This is a genomic window from Flavobacterium zepuense (assembly GCF_007097145.1).
Classification (GTDB): Bacteria; Bacteroidota; Bacteroidia; order Flavobacteriales; family Flavobacteriaceae; genus Flavobacterium; species Flavobacterium zepuense.
The window spans coordinates 287,055-311,638 of sequence record NZ_VJVZ01000005.1 but is presented as its reverse complement, the minus strand read 5'-3'; the positions used below and the strand labels follow the sequence as shown (position 1 = coordinate 311,638).

The following is a 24,584-nucleotide window of genomic DNA, read 5'->3' as shown; positions in this document are numbered from 1 at the left end:
GTTTAGATACCCGCAACGGCTTTAATCTCGTTAATGATCCTGACGGCAAGGTCATCCGCTTTTTGCTGCATTTGTGCCTCGGTATAAATCCGGATGATAGGCTCGGTGTTCGATTTGCGAAGGTGTACCCACTCATCAGCAAAATCTATCTTAACACCGTCTACTGTAGAAAATTCCTCGCTGCTGTATTTATCTGCCATAGCAATTAAAATAGCATCAACATCTATTTGCGGGGTAAGCTCAATTTTGTTCTTGCTCATGTAATATTGCGGGTATGAAGCCCTTAGCGCAGCTACCGACTTAATATTGTTCTCTGCCAGATACGTAAGGAACAATGCTACACCCACAAGCGAATCACGGCCGTAATGCAGCTCAGGGTAAATAATACCGCCATTGCCCTCGCCGCCTATAATGGCGTTATTTTTTTTCATCAGTTCTACAACGTTAACCTCACCCACGGCGCTTGCCTCATAGGTTCCGCCATATTTTTGGGTAATGTCGCGCAGCGCACGTGAAGACGACATATTACTTACAGCATTGCCCGGTGTTTTACTCAGCACATAATCGGCGCAGGCCACAAGGGTATATTCTTCGCCAAACATTTCACCGTCTTCGCTAATAAAAGCAAGTCGGTCAACATCCGGGTCAACCACAATACCAAAGTCGGCTTTTTCTTCAACCACAAGTTTACAAATATCGCCCAAGTGCTCCTTAAGCGGCTCCGGGTTGTGAGGAAAATGCCCGTTAGGCTCACAGTACAGCTTAACTACGTCAACCCCCATTTGCTCAAGCAATTTAGGGATGATGATACCGCCCGACGAGTTAACACCATCTACCACTACTTTAAAGCCTGCTTTTTTAACAGCTTCGGCATCTACAAGCGGCAGGTTAAGCACCTCATCTATGTGAATGTCCATATAGGCATCGTTAACCGTGATTTCGCCAAGGCTATCTACATCGGCAAAATCAAAGGCCTCAGCATCGGCAAGTTCTAATATTTTAGCGCCATCGGCACCGCTTAAAAATTCGCCTTTTTCGTTCAGCAATTTAAGGGCATTCCACTGTTTAGGGTTGTGGCTGGCAGTAAGTATAATACCACCATCGGCTTTTTCAAGCGGCACAGCAACCTCAACTGTTGGCGTAGTGCTCAGGCCAAGGTCTATTACATTTATACCCAAGCCTACAAGCGTATTCATAACCAGGTTATGGATCATAGGGCCCGAAATACGCGCATCGCGGCCTATAACCACGGTTAGCTTTTCTTTATCTGAATTATTTTTAAGGAAAGTTCCGTAAGCCGAAGCAAATTTAACGGCATCTACGGGAGTAAGGTTATCACCGGTTTGCCCGCCAATGGTTCCCCTGATGCCTGATATCGATTTAATTAAAGTCATTATAAGTGTATTTGTGTAAAAAGCAAAGATAAGGTTTCAATTTAAGATTGCAGATTTAAGATTTAAGATTTCCACTCCTGCCCTACAGGAACTTCCGACTTTAGACCTGATGACTTTACGACTTAAAAACTTTTCCCTATCTTAGGTGTATGAATTTTTTAGCCCACATATACCTTTCCGGTAATGATAATGAACTGAAGATAGGCAATTTTATGGCCGACAGCATACACGGGCACCGCCCCGAAAGTTTCCCTCCGGGGATTTGCAAAGGCATTATGCTGCACCGCGCCATAGATACTTTTACCGACAGCCACCCTGTTTTCAGGCAAACTACCAAAAGGCTTCATGCCAACTACCACCATTATGCAGGGGTAATTGCCGATGTTTATTACGATCATTTTCTTGCCAAAAACTGGAGTAATTACCACCCCGAGCCCTTAGAGAAATTTGCTGCCGATTTTTACGAGTTACTTACCGATAATTTTAATGTACTGGCAACCCAGACGCAACAAATGGTACCGCACATGATACGCAATAACTGGCTGGTGGGCAATGCACACCTTGAAGGCATTGCACGAACTTTAGCACAGATAGACCGCCGTACAGGTAATAAATCGGGCATGACAAATGCCATAAACGAATTGCAGGAGTTTTACACCGACTTTGAACAGGAATTCACAGAATTTTTTGAGGAGATACGGGCATATGTAAAAATTAAAATTACCGAACTGTAATGGTTTTTATTGATGCTATAAGTCAGGCCTATATAGCCAATGCCAACGCGCAAAATGCCGAGGCAATGGCAAAATACATGAAGAACCTTTTCCCTTTCATAGGGTTAAAGACCGATGTGCGAAGGGCATTGCTTAAAGCAGAACTGGCTAATTTTAAGGATGAAATAAAAGAAAATCCGCGCCAGATTGCTTTAGACCTTTACGGTAAAAAAGAACGCGAATACCACTACACTGCCATAGAAATCTTAATGAAGGAGCTTAAAAAGAACTTCATTAAAGAGGATATTACCATCATAGAAAAATTGCTGGTAAGCCATTCATGGTGGGATAGCGTAGATACCATTTCTAAATACCTGCTGGGCAGTTATCTGCAGCAATTTCCTAAAGAGATTCCTAAAGTTATAACCCGGTTTTCAGGCTCCGGGAATATGTGGCTTAACAGGTCGGCCATCCTGTTTCAACTGGGGTATAAGAAAGATACTAACGTTGCTTTGCTGTTTTCGGAATGTGAAAAGCACCGCCACAGCAAAGAATTCTTTATACAAAAAGCCATAGGCTGGGCATTACGTGAATATGCCAAGACCGATGCATCTGCTATAAAACAATTTGTAGAAATCGCAAATTTAAAACCCCTCAGCACCCGTGAAGCTCTAAAAAATATATAAAACGTGTGGAAAAATTTCACAAATGGCTTATATTAGCGTTTTGTTGCAAATTCTCAAATTTTCCCTACTACAATGCCCAATCGCATTATTTCTAACATCAGGTTGTCTGTAAGGCGCAGCCTTGGTAAGCTGGAAGCCTTATTTTTTATAGCCAAAAGCCTTCTCTCCGAAAGGCACTTTATTTACCTGTCCTGCATTTTAGTAGCTATATCTACTTCCTTCGCGGTAATTGTACTTAAAAGCTTTGCCCACAACGTATTCCTTGGGGCCACCTATGTAAATAAATACCTTAAGTTACCTTATATAAACAGTATACTGCCCGTAGTGGGTATATTGCTTACCGTTTTTGTTATAAAAAGATTGCTGGATGGCAAACTGGAAAAAGGCAGTTCGCGCATACTGGTTGCTGTGGCAAAAAAGGGTGGCATTATGCCCCGCAAGCAAATGTACGCCCAGATAATCACAGCATCGCTTACCGTAGGCTTAGGTGGATCGGCAGGGCTTGAGTCGCCCATTACTATAACAGGGGCCGCCTTTGGCTCTAACTTTGCCCGTAAATACAAACTATCGCGCAAAGACAGGATATTACTCCTTGCCTGTGGTGTGGCAGCCGGTGTGGCCGCAGCCTTTAACGCTCCCATAGCAGGGGTGCTTTTTGCCATAGAAGTTATCCTTACCGATGTTACCATTTCGGCATTCATACCGATTATGATATCGGCCGCAACCGGTGCACTGGTTTCCACCATTATATTAAATGAAGAGGTATTGCTAACATTCAGGCGTACCTTACACTTTGACTGGCATAACATTCCGTATTACATAATATTAGGCTTATTGGCGGGATTTGTATCACTATACCATGCTAAAACCTTCCAGAAGGTAGAAGCCCATTTTGCAAAGCTCAGGATAAAAGGTTACCGTAAAGCGTTGTACGGAGCCATACCCCTGGCATTGATCATCTTTATGTTTCCTACCCTATTTGGTGAGGGGTACGAGAGCATCAGGATACTATCTAACGCCCACCCTGAGGAACTCTTAGACAATACCATATTAGAAGAATTTAAACACAACGGCTGGGTACTGCTGCTTTTTGCCGGTGTTACCATGCTTTTAAAGGCTTACGCTACCGGCCTTACGCTTGCCAGCGGAGGCAACGGCGGTAACTTTGCACCATCGCTTTTTGTAGGGTCGTACCTTGGTTTTTTTGTCGCCAAGTTTTTCACCATGATAGGCTTTAGCAAAAACCTTCCCCTGGATAATTTTACCATCGTGGGTATGGCGGGTATTTTGAGCGGACTGTTTCACGCGCCGTTAACGGCTATATTCCTGATTGGTGAAATTACAGGGGGTTACAACCTCATGGTACCGCTTATGATCGTGTCTTCTATAAGCTTTGCAGTATCTAAACAATTTGAAACTTACTCTATGGATGTTAAGCACCTTGCCGATAAAGGCCAGGTATTTACCTCTAACAAAGACAAGAACATACTTTCCAGCCTCGATATTATGGAGCTGGTTAGCAGCGATATGCCTACGCTATCACTCAACCAAAAAGTAGATGATGTTGTGGCATTGCTATCTAACACGCAATACAATCATTTTGCGGTGACCGATGAAAAGAACAGGCTTCTGGGCATGGTTGATTTTGCAAACATCCGTAACCTGATATTCAGTCCGTTTAAGGTTAAATACACCAAGATGGAAGAATTAATGACGGTTCCACCCGAAATTGCATCGGTGGAAGACTCCATCGAAATGATCATGGAAAAGTTTGAAACCGCCAATACTAACTACCTTCCCGTACTTAAAGACGACCGTTATTACGGCTTTATCTACAAAGAAAAAGTGCTGGTTGCCTACCGCGAAAGGCTAAAGGATATGGTAATTGAATAGATGTCAAGACGCCTTTCGGGCGTTTTTCCCTCCCTTATAAGGTTACGTTAAAGTTGCAGGATATAGTTTTTGTGTTGGCTAACTTTATGCATCAAGTACCTGGCAATGAAACTACAGCAATTATACGATGTTATTATTATAGGCGGAAGCTATGCAGGCCTCTCTGCCGCTATGGCGCTGGGCAGGAGCCTGCGTAGCGTTTTAATTATAGACAGCGGCAACCCCTGCAATACCAAAGCGCCTTACGCACACAACTTTATTACAAATGACGGCAGCCACCCCACCGATATTGCCAATAGGGCAAGACAGCAGGTTTTAGCCTACCCCACTGTAAATTTTTTAGACGGACTGGCTACAGATGTGTTGCCTAACGGTGTAACGTTTGAAGTGCTTACCGCCGATAACCAAAACTTTACGGCCCATAAAATTATCTTTGCTACCGGGGTAACCGATTTGATTCCTAATATTAAAGGATTTGCCGAATGCTGGGGCATTAGTATATTGCATTGCCCCTACTGCCACGGTTTTGAGTCGGCTAATAAAGTAACGGGAATTATTGGTAACGGAGATATGGGGTTTGAGTTGGCTAAAGTGATACGAAACTGGACCGATAAACTTACACTGTACACTAACGGTACCAGCACGCTAAGTCCTGATGAGGTTATGAAACTCAACAGCCATAATATTGTGGTGGTAGAAAATGAGATCGACTACATAGAAGAATCGGGCGGCGAGATAAAAAAGCTGCTTTTTAAAGATACCGAAGCCGATAGCCCCGAGGTTATTTATACCCAACTGCCTTTTAAACAACAGTGTGACATTCCTGAAAAATTAGGCTTAGACTTTACAGAGAAGGGTTTCATATGTATATCTAAACATATGGAAACCTCTATACCCGGAATTTTTGCAGCAGGCGATTGTTTGTCGCTTTACCGGTCTATTGCGCATGCTGCGGCATCAGGCAATAAGGTTGGGGCACTAATAAACAAATGCCTTATAGACGAACGTTTTTAAAACAAAACAGGATCGCCCTAAGTAGGCAATCCTGTCTTTATGATCTAAAAATATCCGGAGATATTATTTGTTTCCTTTTTCGTAATCTGCTAAGAACTGCGCAAGGCCACTATCTGTAAGTGGGTGTTTTAATAAACCTGCAATTGCAGAAAGCGGTCCTGTAATAACATCGGCACCAATTTTAGCACAATTTACAATGTGCATGGTGTGACGTACAGATGCTGCAAGAATTTCGGTCTCATAACCGTAATTATCATAAATAAGACGAATATCTTCTATTAGTTGTAAACCATCAGTAGAAATATCATCTAAACGGCCAATAAACGGCGAAACATATGTAGCACCTGCTTTAGCGGCAAGCAAAGCCTGCCCGGCAGAAAACACAAGGGTTACGTTAGTTTTAATACCTTTATCGGTAAAATATTTAGCAGCCTTAACACCATCTTTAGTCATCGGCAGTTTTACCACAATTTGCGGGTGCAGTTCGGCAAGTTCTTCACCTTCGCGAACCATACCGTCATAATCTACAGCAATAACCTCAGCACTAACATCGCCATCGGTAATATTGCAAATATCTACATAATGCTTAAGGATGTTGTCTTTGCCGGTAATGCCTTCTTTAGCCATTAACGATGGGTTTGTTGTAACACCATCAAGCACTCCAAGTTCCTGTGCTTCTTTAATTTGGGCAAGGTTTGCCGTGTCTATAAAAAACTTCATGATATAATGTTTATGTTGTTCCTGTTCTATAAATCTGCCTGTAGGGCAGCGGTTTAATTGCGGTGCAAAACTACAATTTATAATGGTTCATCAACATTTTTTCGTAAACTTTATCAGGTAAAATTCGCTTAAGCACTATCGAGAATTTTTGCATAAAAACACCTACTTTATAGTGCACCGCAGGGTTTGGGGTTTTTATAATGGCATAAACAGCTTCGGCCATTTCGTTAGGGTTACTGCCGGCATCTACATGCTCGTTCATTGTGGCAAGTATGCCACCGTAAACGGCCTCATAAGCGCTGCCTTTAACCACAGGAGCATGGTATCGCCCTGCTGCAATATTGGTGGCAAAATCGCCTGGGGCAACACTTGTAATGGTTACACCAAAGCTTTTAACTTCCATACGTAGCGCTTCTGTAATAAGCTCCAGCGCCCCTTTTGATGCCGAATATACACTTCGGTACGGCAGGCCCATATATCCCGCTATAGAGGTAACGTTAATTATAAGTCCGCTCTTTTGCGCACGCATTTGCGGCAGTACAGCCTTCATAACCTCAATCGGTCCGAACAGGTTGGTTTCAAAGTTGTTTTTTATTTCTTCAGCAGGAATTTCCTCCAGTGGCCCGGTAATACCTACGCCGGCATTATTTACAAGTATATCTATGGTTCCGGCTTCGGCAACAACCGTAGCTATGGCAGTCTTTATGCTTGCGGTATCTCTAACATCCATTGCTACCAGCCGAAATGAAGACCTCATCACTTTTTCAGGATCGCGGCTCGTACCATAAACGGTGTAGCCTTTTGCTAATAAAAATTCACCTGTCGCTTTGCCAATGCCCGATGATCCGCCGGTTATAAATACTACTTTGCTCATAAATTTTTTCAGATTGATGTGCTTTTAATGCAAGGCGAAATTACTTTTTTGAGTTTAAATACGCTAATGAGTTTGCCACGAATTGCACAAATTTCACTAACTATACCTTTAAGAAAATCTGTTTCTCAACAATTTTATTTGTTTCGAAACACCTATAAACAAAAAAATCTCCCTTACGGAGACCCTGCATAAAAAAAGAAAAAAATGGCAAGCGATCTACATCGCACCGCTCAACCACATACCTTTGCTGTGTTCCCACCCTGGAGGAGTCTGCAGGAGCTGGTCGTGTAGGACTTGCCGGTGCAAAGATACAATGTTTTTCATTTTTTGCAAGGCATTGCCAATATAAAATAGCTTTGTATATTGCTTACTCTTTATTTAACCACATGAAAAAATATAACTTATTAGCATTCATTTTGTTGGCAGCAGTTGTAACAAGCTGTAACGATGCAAATATTTCTTTTAATATTGATGCCACGCCCCTAAAAGGGCAATATCAGTCGCAGGAATCGGTTCCGTTAACTATCGAAAACGCTAAAAACACTGCAATAGACTCTGTTGTATATTACCTAAACGATAAGAAATTAGGTACTGCAAAAGGCAATGAAAAGTTTGAAGCACCGCTAAAAGATCAAAAATTTGGCTACCAGAATATTAAAGCGTTAGTATACCACGAAGGTAAAAGCACCGAGGCTACTACCCGTGTAGAACTGGTTAGCAACGTTAAGGTAAAAATGTTGGCGTATGATATTGTAAATACTTATCCGCACGACACGGCATCGTATACCCAGGGACTCGAGTTTTATAAAGACACCCTTATAGAGGGCACCGGGCAGTACGGAAAATCAAAATTGCGCAAAACCAACTATAAAACAGGTGCCATGTATAAAGAAGTTCCGTTAGAAGGGCGCTACTTTGGCGAAGGCATTACCGTATTTAACAACAAGATATACGAACTTACCTGGAAAGAAAATACCGGTTTTATTTATGATGCGGGCAATCTTAAAAAGGTAAAAGAATTTCAGTATGCTAAGCCTATACAGGGCTGGGGGCTAACGCACGACGATATCAACCTGTACCAAAGTGATGGCACGGAGAAAATTTATAAACTTGACCCGGAAACGCTTAAGGAGGTTGACTACGTGAATGTATATACTGAAAATAACAAGGTGAAATCAGTCAACGAGCTGGAGTGGGTTGATGGTAAAATTTACGGTAATATTTACCAGACTGATGCTATTGCCGTAATTGATCCTTCTACCGGCGCTGTTGAGGGCGTTCTTAACCTGGCCGACCTTAAAAACAAAATAACAAAATACCCTGACACCGATGTTCTTAACGGAATTGCTTACAACGCTAAAACCAAAACATTTTTTATTACCGGTAAAAAATGGGATAAAATGTTTGAGATCAGAATTAAAGAATAGTTGATTTGGTAATTCGGTTATTCGGTTATTTGATGCCGACTATAAATTGTATTATAGGCTGCCGCGAGGTGGCCTTTTTTATACCAAAACGTATATTTTACTTAAACTATTAATACCAAATAGTATGCACCTATCAGAAAGATTAAAACTCCATTCGGCGGGAGCTACAATAATACATAACTCGCCGTTTAGCGAGTTACCTGCATTTCTAAATGAAGAACAACTCTCAAAACCTTTCATTGATAAATGGGTACAATCCTTTTATATGCAAATTGGTTATGCAGAGCATGACAATGACTTTTATCAAAAAGTAATTGCTATTAAAAATGAAATAACGCCCGAAGTAGTTGCACAGCTACTTGGCAATTTTGATTGGCGTACCCGTCAAACGGGTGCATATTTTGCCGCCATTAAAAATTATACACAATTTATTGATGTAATCGGGGTGCATCTGCTTAAAAGTGAAGTTTGCTACGCAGGTGGGATCTATGCCTTTGTAATGGCGTGGTTTAACACAGATAAGTGTATAACATATTTAAAAACTTATTTAGACTATTATCTATTAAAACCTGAATTATGGTTTGACCAAGCACAGGTTTTAGAAGCTCTAAAATTTCTTGATGATGTAAACGGAAATAACAATACCGCTGAGCATCTATCTAATTGGGGAAAATTTCTTCAAAATAAACCCTATTGGAATAAACATATCGAAACAACAAAAATTGAATATCAGATAAAACAGATAAAAAAAATCCAAGAACACAAATAATACATTTTAACTACTAAACCCCTTGTTACTGTTAATAAATGCTTAATTTTGCACTCCAATTTCAAGTAAATGAGAACCAAGTCGTTAAAGAAAAATAAGATCAATGTAATCACGCTGGGATGTTCTAAGAACGTGTACGACAGCGAAGTGCTAATGGGCCAGCTGCGCGCAAGCGGTAAAGATGTTACCCATGAAGCACCTGCACACGAAGAAGGCAACATCATCGTGATAAATACCTGCGGATTTATTGATAATGCTAAGGAAGAGTCGGTTAACATGATATTGAATTATGTAGACAAAAAAGAACAGGGCCTTGTAGATAAGGTGTTTGTTACCGGATGTTTATCAGAACGCTATAAGCCGGATCTTCAGAAAGAAATTCCTAATGTAGACCAGTATTTTGGTACTACAGAGCTGCCGGGACTTTTAAAAGCCCTTGGGGCAGATTACAGGCATGAGCTGCTTGGCGAACGCCTTACCACTACCCCTAAAAATTACGCCTACCTTAAAATTGCCGAAGGCTGCGACCGCCCGTGCAGTTTTTGCGCCATACCGCTAATGCGTGGCAATCACGTTTCGCAACCTATAGAAAAACTGGTTAAAGAAGCCGAAGGCCTTGCTAAAAACGGCGTTAAAGAGCTTATACTTATTGCCCAGGACCTTACCTATTATGGCCTGGACCTTTATAAAAAACGTAACCTTGCAGAGCTGCTGGAAAACCTTGTTAAGGTAGAAGGCATTGAGTGGATACGCTTGCATTATGCATTTCCATCAGGCTTTCCTATGGATGTGCTTGACCTTATGAACCGTGAGCCGAAGATCTGTAATTATATCGATATTCCGCTACAGCATATATCGGATAACATATTAAAATCAATGCGCCGCGGTACAACAAAAGAAAAAACCACTAAGTTGCTTCACCAGTTCAGGGAGGCGGTACCGGGCATGACCATCCGTACAACGCTTATTGTGGGGTATCCGGGTGAAACGGAGGAAGACTTCCAGATCATGAAAAACTGGGTTGAAGAAATGCGCTTTGAGCGCCTGGGCTGTTTTACCTATTCGCACGAAGAAAACACCCATGCCTTTAACTTAGTAGACGACGTTCCGGCCGATGTTAAGCAACAGCGTGCCAACGAAATTATGGAGATACAGTCGCAAATATCATGGGAACTTAACCAGGAGAAAGTGGGTAAGACCTTCCGTTGCATTATAGACCGTAAAGAGGGCAGCCACTTTATAGGCCGTACCGAGTTTGACAGCCCTGATGTTGATAACGAAGTACTTATAGATGCCAGCATAGCCTACCTTAAAACAGGCGAATTTGTAAACATTACCATTACTGATGCTACCGAGTTTGACCTTTATGGCATACCGGCAGTAGTATCTGAAAATTAAAATATAAGGCTAAAGCACACTACTTCAGCCTTTTTTTATTAAGTTTGATATTGAAAATTATCTGAAAATGAAATCTAAAGTATTTTATATAGCGCTTTTCGCCGCCTTATTATTTACAGGCGTTACCGCTTTTGCCCAGATGGACCGCAGTGTGGGCCAGTCGCAGTACAAAAATGCCAAGGGTAAGAAAGGCAAGCCTGCTGATTTTGTTCAGCTAACAGTTGATTACTATACCAAAGAATTAAAACTGGATGATTTTCAAATAGCTGCCGTTAGGGAAATAATGGAAGACCAACGGAGCGCCATTACCCAACTTGGCGAGGCTAAAGACATTACTGACAGCGAACGTAAAGACAAGGCTAACGCTATTAACGATAGAATTGAAACAAGGATAAAGCCCCTTCTCTCTGAAGACCAGAAAAAAAAATACGACGAGCTTCAGGAAAAAAGGAAAAAATCGTAACTATTACAACACCAGCAACCCAAATTCCCTAAGGGTATTAACCGGCTTGCTGTACCACAACAACTCAAAATCATCAAGCCCGGCGGCTTCGTAACTTTGCTTTGCCTGTAAAAAGGTGGTAACACCTTTATTGGCAACTGCGGCTTTTTCTAAAAAATTAGCCAGCCACTCCCCCTGCTCCTTATCAGTTTGTATGGTAAAGCTCTCTTTTTTATCATGAAAGGTTAAAGAGGCGGTTTCAAACATGCGCCCTTTTTTATTTTTGGTAAAATAGGTTACTAATGGTCTGCCCCCTGTCCACACTACTTTTGCGGTAGGTTTGGTAGTAAAGGTATCTTCCTCCAGCAATACATTCTGAATATAATCCTGCGGAATTTTAGTGCGCGGTACTTTAAAATCGAACCACTCCTGTAATTGAAAATCAAAACAAATGCCGTGCATATAATTAAACAGCGATTTTTTAAGCCCAAAGCTAAACTTATCGTGCAGGGCGCCACCTTTATCTATGTGCACAATATCGTTATTGGCAAAGCTACCAATGGTTTCGGTTTCTTTTAGCACGCCAAACTGCTCGGGGTACATGCCCACGGGGCTGTGTGCGGTCATGGCAAACTGGTGCCAAAAGCCACTTTGCAGTATACCTGCCTCGAACATCTGGCGTACCATTTCGAGCGAATCTATTGTTTCCTGTGCGGTTTGTGTTGGGAAACCATACATTAAATAGGCATGCACCATAATGCCGGCCTGTGTAAAATTGTTGGTAACGCGCGCCACTTGGGCTACGGTCACACCCTTCTGAATCAGTTCCAATAATCGATCAGACGCTACCTCTAAACCACCGGAAACTGCTATACATCCCGATGCTTTTAATATGCGGCACAGGTCGGCGCTAAAGCTTTTTTCAAATCGAATATTCGTCCACCACGTTACGGCAAGGTTGCGGCGCAGTATCTCTAACGCTACTTCGCGCATTAAGGCGGGCGGGGCGGCTTCATCTACAAAATGAAAACCATTCTGGCCCGTTTGCACTATAAGCTCTTCCATGCGGTCTACCAATAATTTGGCAGCAACGGGTTCATATATTTTTATGTAATCTAACGATATATCGCAAAATGTGCACTTGCCCCAGTAGCAGCCGTGTGCCATGGTAAGCTTGTTCCAGCGGCCATCGCTCCACATTCTGTGCATGGGGTTAACGATCTCGATAACTGAGATATAACTATCCAAAAGCAGATCTGAATAATCGGGCGTACCCGTTTCGCTTTGCTTATAATCACGGCAGCCTGAATTATCTATGTACTTAACCGCACCATCTACAAGGGCAAAGGTGCGTTTAAGCTGGCTAATATCCCTCTTGCCTTCAACATGTTCTACAAGGCACTCAACGGGCGCTTCGCCATCATCAAGGGTAATAAAGTCGAAGAACTCCATTACACGGACATCAGCAAGCGAGCGGAGTTCGGTATTGGGGAAACCGCCGCCCATGGCAATTTTAACCCCCGGAAAGTTTTGCTTAATATACTGCGCACTCCTAAAAGCAGCGTACAGGTTACCCGGAAACGGCACCGAAAAGCATACCAGCTGTGGGTTAACGCTTTGCATACGGCCGTGCAGTATTTCCACTAAAATCTCATCTATATACGTAAAAGGCTGGTGCAGGCTGGCGTACAGCTCGTCGAACGAATTGGCGCTCCTGCCCAGGCGTTCGGCATAGCGGCTAAAGCCAAAATGCGGGTCGATACACTCCACAATCAAATCAGATATATCCTCTAAATACAGCGTGGCAAGGTGCTTGGCGCGGTCCTGAAGCCCCATGGTACCAAAAGCCCAGTCCAGTTCTTCCAGTTGGGCAAAGCGCGATGCCTCGGGTAAAAAATCTTCGCGGCAAATAACGTGGCTCAGCGTAGGGTTCTTGCCCTGCAAAAAAAGTATAACGGCATCTATGGTTTTTAGATAGTCGCTTTTTAAGGCGATGATGCGTTGGGCGTTAGGAGATAGTTGTTGGTTGTTGGTTGTTGGTTGTTGGAAGTTAGTTGTCAGTTGATGGTTGTCGGTTGTCAGATTTGCTAATTGCCTGTTGCCTATTGCGTATTGCTGCTCTATCTTCTCAAACAAATCCGTAAGCCCGGTTTTAGAGAACAATTTAAGTATTACCTCTATACCCATATCGGCCTGCACCGAGGCGATACCTTTAGTATTTAAAAATCCTTTTATGTAGGCCGATGCCGGGTATGGCGTGTTTAGCTGTGTAAAAGGCGAAGTAATAATTAGTACCGGGGTGCTCAAAACATTGGGGTATTAGCCTGCAAAAATACGGCATATTTTTGGGATTTACATGGAGTAGGGAATTTGAGTATATTTACGGTAAATGTGCATCTCATGAAAAGAATTTTAACCCTGATTATTTTGCTTTATGGTTTTGCAGCGTTGCCGCAGGCTTCGAGCCACATGGGCTATGATATAACCTTTACCGTGCCTGCTAACAACTTAAACGCTACCGAATTTTATTTTTTAGCCCATAGAGGCGTTGTTAACTTTACAAGCTGCACATATACGGTAGAACCTGCTGGTAATGCAAAGACAAAAATACGGTTACAGGGAAGATACAGTTATGTAATAGGCCCTGAGGGATTTTTAGCCACCATTTGCTTATCTGAAAAATATAAAAATGATAATGGTGTAGAAGAATTACAAAATTACTTTATACAGCTTAAAGATTTTGATTCTGAACATTTTACTGATGTGGGCAATGTAATAAAATGCAATCTGGGAAATATTGAACTTAAAAGCAATCCTACCTATCCGTTTATTATGGCTATAAAAACAGGGGGCGGAGTGAAACTGACTTATGATTTCTCTGAAAACATGGATAGCTACATTGAAATTGCAAACTGGACAAAAATGCAATTGAAAAAATGATAATTTACAGCAATGAAATTTAAAATACTCCTCATAACCCTACTATTTCCCTTTATAGCTTTTTCGCAGGCAGTCGTGCAGGATAGTGTATATGGAAATGTGAAATCGGTACGGGAAAAATTGTATTTTTTAGACAGCATTCAGCAAAATTTAAAGCTTTTTAGTACCGAAGATGAGTATGGGCATAATGGTTTTATGAGTCGGGATTATACAACGTCGCGTTTTAATACCTTGTGGTACAAAACGCCGTGGGTACATTACCAAAACTATTTAAAGGAATATGATACACTGCACAAGTTAGTGCGCGAAACCTGGTATTATAAAAATAATGAATTGCTTACCACGTATGAGTTTAAATACAATAAGGAGGGAAAAATTATTGAAGAAAAAGAAATTGATGGCGAATATATCAATGTGACTCAAAAGGGTTACGACTATAAAAACAGGCTCAGGTCTATATACAGATATTTTTCTGAAGTTGGTTTTAATTTTAAAAGCATCGAATATAATAAAGAAGACCTTGTAGATACCGAAGAATATTTTATGGACAATGAAGGTAAAACCAGCCAGTGGAGATACGAATACAACGATGGAAAGCAGGTTAGGGCATACATATTAAAACCTTATAAGCTTGTTGAGAGTGAAGATCCTAAACGAAAAAAAATGGTTCAGGGATATTGGACTGAATATTTACGTTATGAATATGAATATGATGAAAGAGGAAATAAAACCCTGATTAAGAGTTACGAAAGCCAAATGGAAGGCTCTACAGGTCAGCCTTCAAAATATTACTTAAAATATGATAAGAATAACAATGTAGTTTCAGAAAAAGACGGACTTAGTGAATGGACTTTTAAATATGATAATAACAATGATTTACTGGAACAACAGCATACATATGATAATAAAATACAAATCTCTGCCATGCACGCTTATAAAAATAATGTGCTTGTAAAATTAGTGTATACCGAAGCAGGTGTAACATCAACTGCTACCTACACTTACAGATTCGACAAATTCGACAATTGGACAGAGCAGACCAAAAGCATAAATGGCAAACCGCTTTACATCCGTAAAAGAGAAATTGTTTATTATTAACTTACTATAGCAGGAAAAGCTTTATTATTGTTTTTTCCGTAATTTTACGCAAAATAAATTACAATGCCATCAGACTGTATCACCTACCAGGGTTCAGGATATTTTACCCCGCTTATAACCGATTACCTTAACCAGAAAGATACGCTGAAACCGCTGTACCACAGGTTTCCTACATTGGAGAATTTTAAACTTCAGCTGGAGGAAAAGCAACAAAACTACCCCGCACAATCGCGCACCATACTGGCCGATGCCTTAGACCAGCAGTATAAAAGCCTGGAGCCGTACATTATTACCCAACAAAACATAGGCCTGCTTAGGCAGCCCAACACCTTTACCATTACTACGGGCCATCAGCTTAATTTGTTTACGGGCCCGCTGTACTTTTTATACAAAATAGTATCGGTAATTAACCTCACTAAAGAGCTTAAGGCCGCTTACCCCGACCAAAATTTTGTACCCATTTACTGGATGGCTACCGAAGACCATGATTTTGAAGAGATTAACTACTTTAATTTTAAGGATAAGAAAATTAAGTGGAACCGCGAAAGCGGCGGCCCTGTGGGCAGGTTTGCTACTAAAGGGCTCGAAGCCGTGCTGGGCGTATTTGCAAAAGAACTTGGCATGGGCAACAATGCCAAATGGCTTACCAGTTTATTTGAGTCGACGTACCTTAAGCACGACAACCTTGCCGATGCTACCCGCTTTTTAGCCAACAAGCTTTTTGGCAAGCAGGGGCTCATGATTATTGATGGCGATGATGCCAACCTCAAGAGGCTATTTATTCCGCACATTAAAGAAGAGCTTCTGAACCAGACGTCGCACCAAAAAGTTGCCGAGGCAACCGAACTTTTAAAAGACTACAACATTCAGGTTAACCCGCGCGAAATAAATTTGTTTTATATTGAGGACAACCTTCGCGAACGCATAATTTTTGAAGACGATGTATTTAAGGTGAACAATACGCCAATCTCGTACTCCAAAAGTGAAATATTAAGCCTTTTAGAGGCCCATCCGGAGAGGTTTAGCCCCAACGTTATCATGAGGCCGCTGTACCAGGAAGTGATACTGCCTAACCTGTGCTACATAGGCGGCGGGGGCGAACTGGCTTACTGGTTGGAATTGAAGCAGTTATTTAATTCTGCCAAGGTTACCTTCCCTATTTTGCTGCTGCGTAATTCGGTACTACTGGCAACACAAAAACAAGCAGAAAAGCTTGATAAACTGCAACTTAGCTGGGCAGATGCCTTTACAAAACAGCAAACCCTGCTTAACAGAAAGATACACGAGTTCTCTGAGTTCAGGCTCGACTTTACCGAGCAGAAGGAATTCCTTACCCAACAGTTTGATACACTGGAGGCTATGGCCACAAAGACGGATGCTTCCTTTACAGGTGCTGTAAAAGCCCAAAGAATCAAGCAGTTAAAAGGTTTAGAAAACCTTGAAAAGAAATTGCTCCGCGCTGAAAAACGCAGCCATGAGACTCAGCTTCAACGTATTGCATTATTGCAAAACGAGATGTTCCCGCACCAGAGCCTGCAGGAGCGCCGGGCTAATTTCTCTGAGTTCTACCTTGATTACGACGGTAAGATAGTTGAAGAGCTGTTTAAACAGTTAAAGCCTCTGCAACAGGAATTTAACGTTATTGTGCTTTAAAATTTAGTATTTTTACAATAATAAATTGTTATGCCATGAATATTACAGAAGAGAAAAACAGGCTTAAAAATGAGATAGATAAGGTAGATAACCCCTATATTTTAGACAGGATAAGCGAAATCCTGGCTGAAAATGGTAGTTCGTCCCTGATGACAGATGAGCAGTATGCCATTGTGATGGAACGACGGGAAGAGTATCTTAAAAATCCGTCATCGGCTATTTCCTTTGAAGAGTTTGATACTGAAATCAAAAAGAAATATGGGTTTTAAGCTTGATATACTTTTATCGGCAAAAATAGATATTTGGGAAAGCATGGATTGGTATAATGAAAAGCAGCCCGGTTTGGGCAATCGTTTCTACGAAGACTTTGCTGCTACGGTGAAATACATAATTACAAATCCTTATCTGTTTCCGGTTAAGCGCCGTCCTTTAAGGGAATGTGTTCTTAAAAAATTTCCATTTATTATAATTTATGATATACACGAAGAAAATGTAATTATACATGCTGTCTTCAACACCTCGAAAAATCCGGGACAAAAACCAAAGAAATATTAAGTAATTAATATAAAACTCCTACTTTTGCAAAAAATTTAAAATTACAATGGCAACAAACAGGACATTTACCATGATTAAGCCGGATGCAGTTGAAAAAGGGCATATCGGTGGGATTTTAGCAATGATTACCGATGCTGGCTTCAGGATCGTATCTTTAAAATTAACGCAACTTACTGTAGCTGATGCTAAAGCATTTTATGCAGTACACAGCGAAAGGCCTTTTTATGGCGAACTTGTAGAATTTATGTCTCGTGGCCCTATCGTGGCTGCAATACTTGAAAAAGACAACGCTGTTGAGGATTTCAGGGCTCTTATAGGCGCTACAAACCCTGCTGATGCTGCCGAAGGCACTATCCGTAAAAAATATGCTACATCTGTAGGCGAAAATGCCGTTCACGGATCTGACAGCGATGAGAATGCAGCTTTAGAAGGTGCTTTCCATTTTTCCGGCAGGGAGCAGTTCTAAGAATCTTACAAACAAGATCATATAAAAAATGCCGCTTTATAGCGGCATTTTTGTTTATCGTAGTACAACGGTAGTAACCACTTCGCGGCCAAGATCTTCGTTAATCATCTTCACTATCTTTTCGCGGCCATAGCTCAGCTCTTCCCTTAAAACGGCCGATGTAAGCTCTACATACAGCGTACCGTTTTTAAGCATGATCTCGCGGGTGTAATTGTTTACACCATTACCCATAAGGTTTTTCCACGCTTCGCGCACATCAATCTTATCTAACCCCTTTTGCAGGTTGTTAGATTCCATAATATGTTTAAGCACATCGCTTAAAGAGTTGTTATCATTGAGCCGTTTTGCCATTATTTTACTGTAAAAGGTACCGGTTTCTTGTAGTGGTATTCTATACCATGCTGGTTTTTAACCACCAGTTCATCATCATTAAGCTCCAATAATTCTTCCTGCCATTTTGCATATTGGGTAGCATAATTCACAAAAGTCTTTCCATCTTTTTCGGATATGGTAAATTTTTCCGAAAGGTCATTTACCCTATAGCTGCCGTCGTACTGCGGCATTACCTTTTTGCGGAAACCCGCCTTGCCTTCCACCTTAAAAAAGTCGATGGTAGGATTAACTTTATAGTTTTTTTCAGAACCATCGGGCATGTTTACGCTGGCTATCTCCCAGTAACCGTTTAACTTAGCAATATCATCGCTACTAACGCCACCACCACATGAAAGCAGTGTAAAAGACGCCAGGAGCACTAACAAAAAATGTTTCATAAGTAAAATATTCTAAGGACAAATTTAGTTATTAAAGCCCGCAAAAAATAGCGCCTACCAAAAGATTTTGTAACTTTAGATTCCAAATTTTAACAATGAAAAAGTTATTCCTGACCTTTATATTTATAAATATGCTGACTGCCTGCGGTTCGGATAGCGAAACCCCTGTAGATACGCCTGTTGAAGAAGCAATGTATTTTCCTGACAACGGCAGCAATGTTTGGGAAACTAAAGATATAAGTACGCTTGAGTGGAATGAAGCCGCAGTACCCAACCTGCTTAATTTTTTGGAAGAAAAACACTCTAAATCATTCATTATACTGGTTAATGGGCGCATTGTGATGGAAGAATATTTTAATGGCCACAGCACCACTACGCCCTGGTACTGGGCCAGTGCAGGTAAAACACTTACTGCTACCGTAACCGGAATTGCACAGCAGGATGGATTCTTAAACATCAACAATAAAGTATCGGATTATTTAGGAACGGGGTGGACAAGTGCTCCCGCAGCTAAGGAAAACCTTATTACCTGCCGCCATTTGCTTACCATGACCAGCGGACTTAATGATGCTGCCGGAGATGATGTTTCGCCCGAAAACTTAACCTATGTGGCCGATGCCGGTACGCGCTGGGCGTACCACAATGTTTATGTAAAATTACAGGATGTTGTTGCCCAGGCTACTGGGCAAACCTGGGAAAGCTACTTTAACACAAGCCTTAAAAACAAAATTGGAATGACAGGTGCATGGACAAATACCGGTACCGGAGACGATTTAAGCGTGTACTGGAGCACCACCCGCAGCATGGCTCGTTTCGGATTATTGGCACTTAACAAAGGTAAATGGAATAATGAGCAGATTATAAATGAGACCTATTTTAACGAAATGACAACCACATCACAAAATATAAATAAGAGTTATGGCTATTTGTGGTGGCTTAACGGTAAAGGTAGCTACCACCTGCCGCAAACACAGTTACAGTTTAACGGTAGCCTTGTACCATCTGCACCGGCAGATATGTTTATGGCATTAGGCAAAAACGACCAGAAAATTTATGTGATACCCTCAAAAAATATGGTTGTAATTCGTATGGGCGAAGCTGCCGACGAAGAAAACTGGGCACTATCAGGCTTTGATGAGGCCTTGTGGGTAAAGATAAACGCTGTTATTAATTAAGCATAAACCAATGGTGTATTTCTACTATAAAAAAACGCAATAAAAATATCCCGGCTACAGATATACTGCAAACCGGGATAAAATATCTTTTCTTAATGAGGTAAAAAATATTAAATAATGCAACCGTTAAATAACCACTGCCCATTAAAAGGGTAAAATTCCTTACATAAATAATAAGAGACTGTGGTATTAATGGGTTTGTGCCAATGCTTGCAATACTTTTTGCATAATTTGCTGCAAGGATAATAATTTGTATTGTACAAAAGATAACCATGAGGATAGCAAATATAGCTTTACCCCTTTTCTCCATGTTATTTTAGTTTATGGTATATTTTAAATTAAGTCCCATTAAAGTTGATTTAGTTTTAAGGGTATAATCATATCCTGAGAACAAATCCCTGCTTGTATTAACCCTTGCCTCTAAAGAAAATTTATTGTTTAATGTATAACCAACACCAAAATTAAATGACATAGTAGAGCCAAAATCAACTTTGTAAAGATTAACAGAATCATATGTGTCTGTATTATTTGATACTTGAGCCCTTTGATCTAAATCTGCTGTTGGTAGTGTAAATACCACCGCACCATCTAAATATACTTTATTTTTGTCGTTTATGTTATAGTAATATCTTGGCCCAAGGTGAAAATTAAACAAGCTTCCTTTAGCAACATATGTGGTAGTGGTTTGTGTAACTCCACCATAAGGGCTTTTGTAAACACTTACAAGTTCTGAATTTAAACTTTCATATTCAGCTTTAAGAAAAAAACCAATTTTTCCTGATGGTAATAAAGCTAAAATTTCGCCACCAGCAGTAACTGTAAAATATTTATCATCCTCAACTTTATTAGCTATTCCATCAATGTTAAATTTGCCGTTATAAAGCCCCGCAAAAACACTGTAAAAAACTTTAGTCCTTTTTCCCGAATTGTTGTCGTAAACTTTATTAGCCGATTTTTTACATTTATTATACTCTTCAAACAGTGGGGCAAGATCTTTCTTTGAATAAGCTATTTTTAAGAACTTATTCATATCGTTAGTACCGGTACAATTAAGATCGTTATACAATTGTTGCCTGTATTTATTATTTTCGGCAGTGGCTAAATTACCGGCCATATATTTTCTGTACAAAAGCTGCTCGGGCTCCATTTGCTTACCATCTACCTTATAAAAGTACTTGGTACCTTTACCACTTGTATAAGAATATAGAATAGCATCACCCTCTACTAAAACATTAAGTAAAATAGTTTGTTTTTTCCACGTGGCATCCTTATTAGCACTAACCTGACCCTGACTTGCGTCAGTAGCATCAATTTGCACGGTATGTTTTACAGCTTTATAATCTTCACCAACTCCAAATTCCTTAATATTTTCTATATCAAGAGATTCAAAATTTTTACCCGATTCGGTTTTAAATTTAAGAGTAGAAACATCTAAGTAATTGGTTTCTAAAAACTGGCCTTCTACACGTTGTCCGCCATTAGTTATATAATAACCGCTTTGAGAGTCCTGTGCGTATAGGATAGTAGCAAAAAGTAAAAAAAACAGTAAGGAAAGTTTTCTCATTTTGGTGATCTGGGGATATAATTATGTTTGTTTTGGTTCATGCTATTTAAAAAAGGAGTCTACAAATTCGTATTTGTTAAATACCTGCAGGTCTTCTATGCCTTCGCCCACGCCTATATATTTAACCGGAATTTTAAACTGGTCTGATATTCCTATTACCACGCCACCCTTTGCAGTACCATCAAGCTTGGTAACGGCAAGGCTGGTAACCTCTGTAGCCGCGGTAAACTGCTTGGCCTGCTCAAAAGCGTTCTGGCCGGTAGAGCCATCCAACACTAATAATACATCGTGTGGGGCATCGTCTATCACTTTTTGCATAACGCGCTTTACCTTGGTAAGCTCGTTCATTAAATTTACTTTGTTATGAAGGCGGCCTGCGGTATCTATAATAACAACATCGGCATTTTGGCTCACGGCACTTTGTAGTGTATCAAATGCTACCGACGCAGGGTCGCTGCCCATTTGCTGCCTTACAATAGGCACACCTACCCTGTCAGCCCAAATTTGCAGCTGGTCTATAGCCGCTGCCCTAAAGGTATCGGCTGCACCAAGCACCACATTGTGCCCCGCTTTTTTAAACTGGTAAGCCAATTTGCCAATGGTAGTAGTTTTACCCACACCATTAACCCCAACTACCATTAAAACATACGGTTTTTTAGTTGCAGGAACTTCAAATTCTGTAGCTTCGCCAGAGTGGGTTTCTGATAACAGCCCTGCAATTTCTTCGCGCAAAATACCATTAAGCTCATCGGTACCCAGATATTTATCCTGAGCCACGCGTGCCTCTATGCGCTCTATTATTTTTAGGGTGGTGTTTACGCCAACGTCTGACGCTACAAGTATTTCTTCAAGGTTATCAAGAACCTCATCATCTACTTTAGATTTTCCGGCAACGGCTTTGGATAGTTTAGAGAAAAACGATGTTTTGGTTTTCTCAAGCCCCTTATCAAGGGTTTCTTTCTTTTCGGAAGAAAATATTTTTTTAAAGAAATTCATACGTATTTAAATAGCCTTTGTTTTTTCCCGATGGTAAATGTAAAAAATAAAAAAGCTACTTTCTTTATCTGAAAGTAGCTTTTTTATATAATGTAAGGATAATTATTTCTTTTTAAGGAAAGTATCCACTTCTTCCGGAGTCATAACGCTTTCAACAAAAGTATAAGCACCTGTTTTAGGCGATTTTACCATTTTGATTGCTTTAGTTAACCTCTTAGAAGACGTTTGTAACGATGCTACGGTTTTCTTTGCCATGACTCTTTATTATTTAATTTCTTTATGTACAGTCACTCTCTTAAGAACCGGGTTGAATTTCTTAATTTCTAACCTGTCCGGAGTGTTTTTTTTGTTCTTAGTAGTAATGTACCTTGAAGTTCCGGCTACGCCAGAAGCTTTATGCTCGGTACACTCTAAAATTACCTGGATTCTATTACCTTTCTTTGCCATTGTGCTATATATTTATTTGGTAAGGATTATTTAATAAACCCGTTAGCTTTAGCCTGTTTTAAAACAGCAGCTATACCATTTTTGTTAATTGTCTTGATAGTAGAAGCCGCTACCCTAAGAGTGATCCACCTGTCTTCTTCAGGAAGATAAAAACGCTTCTTCACTAAGTTCACACTAAACTTACGTTTAGTTTTGTTCATTGCGTGGGAAACATTATTTCCAACCATCGCTTTTTTACCGGTAAGGGCACAAACTCTTGACATTATTTCTCGCTTTTATATCGTTATTCAAAATCAGGGTGCAAAGAAACAAAAAATAAAAGTATTACGCAAACACAATTTATTAGTTTTTTAAAATTTCCTGATAAATTATTTCCAGCGCTTTGCCTGACGCCCTGTCGATTACCTTTTCGCGGGGCTGCCCCATCTCAAACTTTTGGCTAAACACACCCTTTGGTGTGGCAATAGCTATAAAAACGGTGCCTACCTCGGCTGGTGAATCGCCCTTGTGCGGACCCGCATTTCCGGTGGTGGCCACAGCATAATCGGTATTAAAAAGCTCTCTTGCATTTTTAGCCATGCTTTCGGCAACTTTAGCGCTTACTACACTGTAAACATCTATAAGCTGGCTTTGTACCTTTAAAACATTTATCTTGGCACTGGTGGCATACGTTACCGCACTGCCCTTAAAATACGCCGATGATCCTGGCACGCTGGTTATCATCTGGGCTATCTTACCGCCGGTGCAACTCTCTGCCGCAGCAATGGTTTTACCTTTTTTGGTAAGCAGCCTTCCCAGCACCACCTCTATGGTTTCGCCTTCGTCAAACCCAACAATTATATCGCCAATAATATTTTTTAATTTTTCCGCCTCAAATTCTATCCTGCTGCGCAAAACAGCCTCATCGGTACCGCGGCCGCTTAACCTTAGCCTCACTTTACCGGGACTTGGCAGGTAAGCCAGCCTTATAAAGTCAGGTAAGTCGGTCTCCCAGGCTTCTATGCGCTCTGCTACGAGGCTTTCACCCTGCCCGTAGGTCATTATCGTTTTATGGATGATAAAAGGCCTGTTGTACTCTGCAATGAGTTTTGGGATAACCTCATTATCTACAAGGTATTTCATTTCGTAAGGCACTCCCGGTAAGGATACAAAAACCGTATCGGCGCGTTTTAGCCACATACCCGGGGCTGTACCCACAGCATTGTGCAGTACGGTAGCCTTAGACGGCACAAGTGCCTGGTCTTTATTTATTTGCGAAGCCGGCCTTTGCAGGGCTTTTTCTATAAGGTTTATTACATGCGCCTCAACCACAGGGTTAACCACCAGGTGGTCATCAAAATACTCGCAAAGAGTGGTTTTGGTAATATCATCTTTAGTTGGGCCCAGGCCACCGGTAATAATTACAACATCTACCCGGTTTTGCAAAAAGGCAAGCGTGTGCAGTATGTGCAGCCTGTCATCACTTATAGACAGCATTTCAAAAACTTCTATACCTATCTTATCAAGCGCTTTGGCAATATACCCGGAGTTGGTATCGGTTATCTGGCCAATAAGTATCTCATCGCCTACAGTAACAATAGCTGCTTTCAT

The 24,584-nt window shown here is 40.9% G+C and carries 27 protein-coding genes and 1 other RNA gene; 15 read left to right on the top strand and 13 right to left on the bottom strand.

Annotated elements, in window-relative coordinates:
* Positions 1 to 2: 2 nt before the first annotated feature.
* A complete protein-coding gene (gene glmM / locus FMM05_RS10125; RefSeq protein WP_143373246.1) occupies positions 3 to 1,394 on the bottom strand; it encodes a phosphoglucosamine mutase in 1,392 nt (463 codons plus the stop codon).
* 149 nt (positions 1,395 to 1,543) lie between these two features.
* On the opposite strand from glmM, the gene FMM05_RS10120 reads away from it, so the two are divergent.
* The 4 genes from FMM05_RS10120 to FMM05_RS10105 all read left to right on the top strand — a co-directional run bounded on the left by FMM05_RS10120 (position 1,544) and on the right by FMM05_RS10105 (position 5,700).
* On the top strand, positions 1,544 to 2,128 hold the full coding sequence (locus tag FMM05_RS10120) for an acyl carrier protein phosphodiesterase (RefSeq protein ID WP_143373245.1): 585 nt from the start codon (positions 1,544 to 1,546) through the stop codon (positions 2,126 to 2,128).
* Positions 2,128 to 2,793 (top strand): DNA alkylation repair protein, encoded by a 666-nt coding sequence (locus FMM05_RS10115; protein ID WP_143373244.1) that lies wholly within the window; start codon positions 2,128 to 2,130, stop codon positions 2,791 to 2,793. Before FMM05_RS10120 ends, FMM05_RS10115 begins: the two co-directional genes overlap by 1 nt.
* Positions 2,794 to 2,865: 72 nt before the next feature.
* Entirely contained in the window at positions 2,866 to 4,686 is a 1,821-nt protein-coding gene (locus FMM05_RS10110; protein WP_143373243.1) for a chloride channel protein, read from the top strand.
* Between the two features lie 105 nt (positions 4,687 to 4,791).
* Positions 4,792 to 5,700: an NAD(P)/FAD-dependent oxidoreductase gene (locus tag FMM05_RS10105; RefSeq protein WP_143373242.1), complete on the top strand. Its 909-nt coding sequence runs from the start codon at positions 4,792 to 4,794 to the stop codon at positions 5,698 to 5,700.
* Between the two features lie 63 nt (positions 5,701 to 5,763).
* Here the strand turns inward: FMM05_RS10105 and fsa are convergent, their stop codons facing one another.
* The 3 genes from fsa to ffs all read right to left on the bottom strand — a co-directional run bounded on the left by fsa (position 5,764) and on the right by ffs (position 7,594).
* A complete protein-coding gene (gene fsa, locus FMM05_RS10100) occupies positions 5,764 to 6,420 on the bottom strand; it encodes a fructose-6-phosphate aldolase (protein WP_143373241.1) in 657 nt (218 codons plus the stop codon).
* Positions 6,421 to 6,490: 70 nt separating this feature from the next.
* On the bottom strand, positions 6,491 to 7,294 hold the full coding sequence (locus FMM05_RS10095; protein ID WP_143373240.1) for an SDR family oxidoreductase: 804 nt from the start codon (positions 7,292 to 7,294) through the stop codon (positions 6,491 to 6,493).
* A gap of 202 nt (positions 7,295 to 7,496) precedes the next feature.
* An RNA gene (gene ffs, locus FMM05_RS10090) (signal recognition particle sRNA small type) lies at positions 7,497 to 7,594 on the bottom strand.
* Positions 7,595 to 7,680: 86 nt separating this feature from the next.
* Here ffs and FMM05_RS10085 point away from each other — a divergent pair.
* From FMM05_RS10085 to FMM05_RS10070, 4 genes are all read left to right on the top strand, one after another.
* Positions 7,681 to 8,721 carry a glutaminyl-peptide cyclotransferase gene (locus FMM05_RS10085; RefSeq protein WP_143373239.1) on the top strand — a complete coding sequence of 347 codons (1,041 nt, stop codon included), beginning with the start codon at positions 7,681 to 7,683 and terminating at the stop codon, positions 8,719 to 8,721.
* A 124-nt stretch (positions 8,722 to 8,845) separates the two neighbouring features.
* Positions 8,846 to 9,490, top strand: a complete 645-nt coding sequence (locus tag FMM05_RS10080) for a DUF6000 family protein (RefSeq protein ID WP_143373238.1) — start codon at positions 8,846 to 8,848, stop codon at positions 9,488 to 9,490.
* Positions 9,491 to 9,559: 69 nt separating this feature from the next.
* Positions 9,560 to 10,888, top strand: coding sequence for a 30S ribosomal protein S12 methylthiotransferase RimO (gene rimO, locus FMM05_RS10075; RefSeq protein ID WP_143373237.1), 1,329 nt, complete (start codon positions 9,560 to 9,562; stop codon positions 10,886 to 10,888).
* A gap of 67 nt (positions 10,889 to 10,955) precedes the next feature.
* Positions 10,956 to 11,351, top strand: coding sequence for a hypothetical protein (locus FMM05_RS10070; protein ID WP_143373236.1), 396 nt, complete (start codon positions 10,956 to 10,958; stop codon positions 11,349 to 11,351).
* A gap of 3 nt (positions 11,352 to 11,354) precedes the next feature.
* Here the strand turns inward: FMM05_RS10070 and FMM05_RS10065 are convergent, their stop codons facing one another.
* The gene (locus FMM05_RS10065; RefSeq protein ID WP_143373235.1) at positions 11,355 to 13,637 is read right to left on the bottom strand and encodes a B12-binding domain-containing radical SAM protein; all 2,283 of its coding nucleotides are present in this window, start codon (positions 13,635 to 13,637) and stop codon (positions 11,355 to 11,357) included.
* Between the two features lie 93 nt (positions 13,638 to 13,730).
* Here FMM05_RS10065 and FMM05_RS10060 point away from each other — a divergent pair, with 93 nt between their 5' ends.
* From FMM05_RS10060 to FMM05_RS10035, 6 genes are all read left to right on the top strand, one after another.
* Complete coding sequence (locus FMM05_RS10060) at positions 13,731 to 14,270, top strand: hypothetical protein (RefSeq protein WP_143373234.1); 540 nt, start codon at positions 13,731 to 13,733, stop codon at positions 14,268 to 14,270.
* A 12-nt stretch (positions 14,271 to 14,282) separates the two neighbouring features.
* Positions 14,283 to 15,368: a hypothetical protein gene (locus FMM05_RS10055; RefSeq protein WP_143373233.1), complete on the top strand. Its 1,086-nt coding sequence runs from the start codon at positions 14,283 to 14,285 to the stop codon at positions 15,366 to 15,368.
* Positions 15,369 to 15,431: 63 nt separating this feature from the next.
* Complete coding sequence (bshC, locus tag FMM05_RS10050) at positions 15,432 to 17,021, top strand: bacillithiol biosynthesis cysteine-adding enzyme BshC (protein WP_143373232.1); 1,590 nt, start codon at positions 15,432 to 15,434, stop codon at positions 17,019 to 17,021.
* 35 nt (positions 17,022 to 17,056) lie between these two features.
* The gene (locus tag FMM05_RS10045; protein WP_143373231.1) at positions 17,057 to 17,290 is read left to right on the top strand and encodes a hypothetical protein; all 234 of its coding nucleotides are present in this window, start codon (positions 17,057 to 17,059) and stop codon (positions 17,288 to 17,290) included.
* The gene (locus tag FMM05_RS10040) at positions 17,280 to 17,576 is read left to right on the top strand and encodes a type II toxin-antitoxin system RelE/ParE family toxin (protein ID WP_143373230.1); all 297 of its coding nucleotides are present in this window, start codon (positions 17,280 to 17,282) and stop codon (positions 17,574 to 17,576) included. Before FMM05_RS10045 ends, FMM05_RS10040 begins: the two co-directional genes overlap by 11 nt.
* 46 nt (positions 17,577 to 17,622) lie before the next feature.
* Entirely contained in the window at positions 17,623 to 18,042 is a 420-nt protein-coding gene (locus FMM05_RS10035; protein WP_143373229.1) for a nucleoside-diphosphate kinase, read from the top strand.
* A 54-nt stretch (positions 18,043 to 18,096) separates the two neighbouring features.
* Here the strand turns inward: FMM05_RS10035 and FMM05_RS10030 are convergent, their stop codons facing one another.
* Entirely contained in the window at positions 18,097 to 18,393 is a 297-nt protein-coding gene (locus tag FMM05_RS10030) for a DUF721 domain-containing protein (RefSeq protein ID WP_143373228.1), read from the bottom strand.
* Positions 18,393 to 18,812, bottom strand: coding sequence for a lipocalin family protein (locus FMM05_RS10025; RefSeq protein WP_143373227.1), 420 nt, complete (start codon positions 18,810 to 18,812; stop codon positions 18,393 to 18,395). Before FMM05_RS10025 ends, FMM05_RS10030 begins: the two co-directional genes overlap by 1 nt.
* A gap of 95 nt (positions 18,813 to 18,907) precedes the next feature.
* Here FMM05_RS10025 and FMM05_RS10020 point away from each other — a divergent pair, with 95 nt between their 5' ends.
* Positions 18,908 to 19,987, top strand: a complete 1,080-nt coding sequence (locus FMM05_RS10020; protein WP_143373226.1) for a serine hydrolase domain-containing protein — start codon at positions 18,908 to 18,910, stop codon at positions 19,985 to 19,987.
* 316 nt (positions 19,988 to 20,303) lie between these two features.
* Here FMM05_RS10020 and FMM05_RS10015 read toward each other — a convergent pair whose 3' ends face one another.
* From FMM05_RS10015 to FMM05_RS09990, 6 genes are all read right to left on the bottom strand, one after another.
* On the bottom strand, positions 20,304 to 21,551 hold the full coding sequence (locus tag FMM05_RS10015) for a hypothetical protein (protein WP_143373225.1): 1,248 nt from the start codon (positions 21,549 to 21,551) through the stop codon (positions 20,304 to 20,306).
* Between the two features lie 42 nt (positions 21,552 to 21,593).
* Positions 21,594 to 22,547 carry a signal recognition particle-docking protein FtsY gene (gene ftsY, locus FMM05_RS10010; protein ID WP_143373224.1) on the bottom strand — a complete coding sequence of 318 codons (954 nt, stop codon included), beginning with the start codon at positions 22,545 to 22,547 and terminating at the stop codon, positions 21,594 to 21,596.
* Positions 22,548 to 22,649: 102 nt separating this feature from the next.
* The gene (locus FMM05_RS10005) at positions 22,650 to 22,802 is read right to left on the bottom strand and encodes a DUF4295 domain-containing protein (RefSeq protein WP_143373223.1); all 153 of its coding nucleotides are present in this window, start codon (positions 22,800 to 22,802) and stop codon (positions 22,650 to 22,652) included.
* A 9-nt stretch (positions 22,803 to 22,811) separates the two neighbouring features.
* Complete coding sequence (gene rpmG, locus FMM05_RS10000) at positions 22,812 to 22,994, bottom strand: 50S ribosomal protein L33 (protein WP_011963553.1); 183 nt, start codon at positions 22,992 to 22,994, stop codon at positions 22,812 to 22,814.
* A gap of 26 nt (positions 22,995 to 23,020) precedes the next feature.
* On the bottom strand, positions 23,021 to 23,257 hold the full coding sequence (rpmB, locus tag FMM05_RS09995; protein ID WP_026993041.1) for a 50S ribosomal protein L28: 237 nt from the start codon (positions 23,255 to 23,257) through the stop codon (positions 23,021 to 23,023).
* Between the two features lie 79 nt (positions 23,258 to 23,336).
* Positions 23,337 to 24,584 (bottom strand): CinA family nicotinamide mononucleotide deamidase-related protein, encoded by a 1,248-nt coding sequence (locus FMM05_RS09990; RefSeq protein ID WP_143373222.1) that lies wholly within the window; start codon positions 24,582 to 24,584, stop codon positions 23,337 to 23,339.

Bases quoted from the DNA above. Each gene is read 5' to 3' on its own strand.
- FMM05_RS10070 (WP_143373236.1), top strand. From the start codon at position 10,956: ATGAAATCTAAAGTATTTTATATAGCGCTTTTCGCCGCCTTATTATTT.
- rpmG (WP_011963553.1), bottom strand. From the start codon at position 22,994: ATGGCAAAGAAAGGTAATAGAATCCAGGTAATTTTAGAGTGTACCGAG.
- FMM05_RS10060 (WP_143373234.1), top strand. From the start codon at position 13,731: ATGAAAAGAATTTTAACCCTGATTATTTTGCTTTATGGTTTTGCAGCG.
- FMM05_RS10005 (WP_143373223.1), bottom strand. From the start codon at position 22,802: ATGGCAAAGAAAACCGTAGCATCGTTACAAACGTCTTCTAAGAGGTTA.
- FMM05_RS10055 (WP_143373233.1), top strand. From the start codon at position 14,283: ATGAAATTTAAAATACTCCTCATAACCCTACTATTTCCCTTTATAGCT.
- FMM05_RS10115 (WP_143373244.1), top strand. From the start codon at position 2,128: ATGGTTTTTATTGATGCTATAAGTCAGGCCTATATAGCCAATGCCAAC.
- FMM05_RS10015 (WP_143373225.1), bottom strand. From the start codon at position 21,551: ATGAGAAAACTTTCCTTACTGTTTTTTTTACTTTTTGCTACTATCCTA.
- bshC (WP_143373232.1), top strand. From the start codon at position 15,432: ATGCCATCAGACTGTATCACCTACCAGGGTTCAGGATATTTTACCCCG.
- FMM05_RS10085 (WP_143373239.1), top strand. From the start codon at position 7,681: ATGAAAAAATATAACTTATTAGCATTCATTTTGTTGGCAGCAGTTGTA.
- FMM05_RS10045 (WP_143373231.1), top strand. From the start codon at position 17,057: ATGAATATTACAGAAGAGAAAAACAGGCTTAAAAATGAGATAGATAAG.
- FMM05_RS09990 (WP_143373222.1), bottom strand. From the start codon at position 24,584: ATGAAAGCAGCTATTGTTACTGTAGGCGATGAGATACTTATTGGCCAG.
- FMM05_RS10025 (WP_143373227.1), bottom strand. From the start codon at position 18,812: ATGAAACATTTTTTGTTAGTGCTCCTGGCGTCTTTTACACTGCTTTCA.
- glmM (WP_143373246.1), bottom strand. From the start codon at position 1,394: ATGACTTTAATTAAATCGATATCAGGCATCAGGGGAACCATTGGCGGG.
- FMM05_RS10035 (WP_143373229.1), top strand. From the start codon at position 17,623: ATGGCAACAAACAGGACATTTACCATGATTAAGCCGGATGCAGTTGAA.
- FMM05_RS10105 (WP_143373242.1), top strand. From the start codon at position 4,792: ATGAAACTACAGCAATTATACGATGTTATTATTATAGGCGGAAGCTAT.
- FMM05_RS10095 (WP_143373240.1), bottom strand. From the start codon at position 7,294: ATGAGCAAAGTAGTATTTATAACCGGCGGATCATCGGGCATTGGCAAA.
- FMM05_RS10020 (WP_143373226.1), top strand. From the start codon at position 18,908: ATGAAAAAGTTATTCCTGACCTTTATATTTATAAATATGCTGACTGCC.
- FMM05_RS10080 (WP_143373238.1), top strand. From the start codon at position 8,846: ATGCACCTATCAGAAAGATTAAAACTCCATTCGGCGGGAGCTACAATA.
- FMM05_RS10110 (WP_143373243.1), top strand. From the start codon at position 2,866: ATGCCCAATCGCATTATTTCTAACATCAGGTTGTCTGTAAGGCGCAGC.
- FMM05_RS10120 (WP_143373245.1), top strand. From the start codon at position 1,544: ATGAATTTTTTAGCCCACATATACCTTTCCGGTAATGATAATGAACTG.
- ftsY (WP_143373224.1), bottom strand. From the start codon at position 22,547: ATGAATTTCTTTAAAAAAATATTTTCTTCCGAAAAGAAAGAAACCCTT.
- rpmB (WP_026993041.1), bottom strand. From the start codon at position 23,257: ATGTCAAGAGTTTGTGCCCTTACCGGTAAAAAAGCGATGGTTGGAAAT.
- FMM05_RS10040 (WP_143373230.1), top strand. From the start codon at position 17,280: ATGGGTTTTAAGCTTGATATACTTTTATCGGCAAAAATAGATATTTGG.
- FMM05_RS10030 (WP_143373228.1), bottom strand. From the start codon at position 18,393: ATGGCAAAACGGCTCAATGATAACAACTCTTTAAGCGATGTGCTTAAA.
- fsa (WP_143373241.1), bottom strand. From the start codon at position 6,420: ATGAAGTTTTTTATAGACACGGCAAACCTTGCCCAAATTAAAGAAGCA.
- rimO (WP_143373237.1), top strand. From the start codon at position 9,560: ATGAGAACCAAGTCGTTAAAGAAAAATAAGATCAATGTAATCACGCTG.